Raw genomic sequence first — 1,174 nt, forward strand, 5'->3', positions numbered from 1 at the left:
AGGCTTCGATACGGCGCCATTGCGTTGTCTCGAAGCTTTGCTTCCTCAAATTAGCAATTTCTAACTGCTTCTGTTCGCGACCCAAAAATTCATCATCAAGAATATCTGCACGTTTTTCTAGGTAATTTGTCAGCTCTATTTCAAACGTCGCTCGTTGTTCATCCAATTTTTGCAGCCTTTGCGCGCCTTCTTCTCCTACCAACTCGACGCGAGCGAGATACTTATCCTGTGAACTGAGTAATTCGGTTTGGTCGAGTTGCCTCGTCAAGGCATTGTTGCGTTCACTTTGCTGGATGTACTCAGGTTGTTCAGATAACGCTTGGTTGAGTAGTAGTTGCTGAGAATCAGAGTCTTGCTCGTACGTTTTAATCGCCAGTTTCTCTATTGCGAGTTGGCGTAGTCGATTTTCTTCATCAAAGAGTTGGGAAATCTGTTGATCGTTAAAGTATTCAAGTTGCAAATTTAGAATGGCTTCATTCAGCCGTTGCAGTTGGCTTAATGACAACGTCGTATCTTCAAGTGGTTCTAATTTAGAAAGCGCCCGTTTGTACGCGAGATAGGTTTGAAACAACTCAACATCAATGCCTAGTGAGTTTTGCTGCGAGATACTTTCTTCAATATTTTCTTGGATTTCTTCAAGGCTATGTTCCCCCAAACCACTTAATGAGTACTCAAAAAAGTCTTTCTGAGAGGAGAGGTCGATAGCAGTGTCATGTTGCGATTGAGCCATCTTGGATTGTGGTGAGTCCGATACGTAGAGGGAAGCCGCTCCCACACCGAGAAGCGAAAGAATGGGCACAGCGATAAGAGCGACTTTCTTCATGGGGAACTCCTGTTACAGACCTTGCAGTTTCAAACGATTCGCATGCTGGCGATACAGCGTGACGGGGTCGGTTTCAAAAAGATGGTGGATACCGAGTAAACCGTTAATTTCGTCCAAGTGATTCATTTTGTAATCATCACGAATGACTTTTCCTAAATGAGTGCTGCATGCGCCAACGAGCCCATCGTTTGGCCCATCGAATGCCAAGCCGAGTACCATCATGGCTGCGTCTGTCGGATCGAAAACGTTGGAAAAAGTGGATGATCCGGTCCATGAGTAGTAATACACGCCGTTTGGTGCCAGTAAATCACCGTCGCCACATTCGCTGGTTGGAATACCTTCAGGGTAGTG

The 1,174-nt window shown here is 45.4% G+C and carries 1 protein-coding gene and 1 pseudogene; both read right to left on the reverse strand.

Going from position 1 to position 1,174, the window contains the following annotated elements:
* The coding region (locus tag R8N28_RS25935) for a lipase secretion chaperone (protein ID WP_318183749.1) at positions 1-823 on the reverse strand (823 nt) is incomplete at its 3' end.
* 12 nt (positions 824-835) lie between these two features.
* A pseudogene (locus R8N28_RS25940) lies at positions 836-1,174 on the reverse strand (lipase); the annotation flags it as partial.

This window comes from Vibrio sp. Vb1554, from assembly GCF_033344235.1.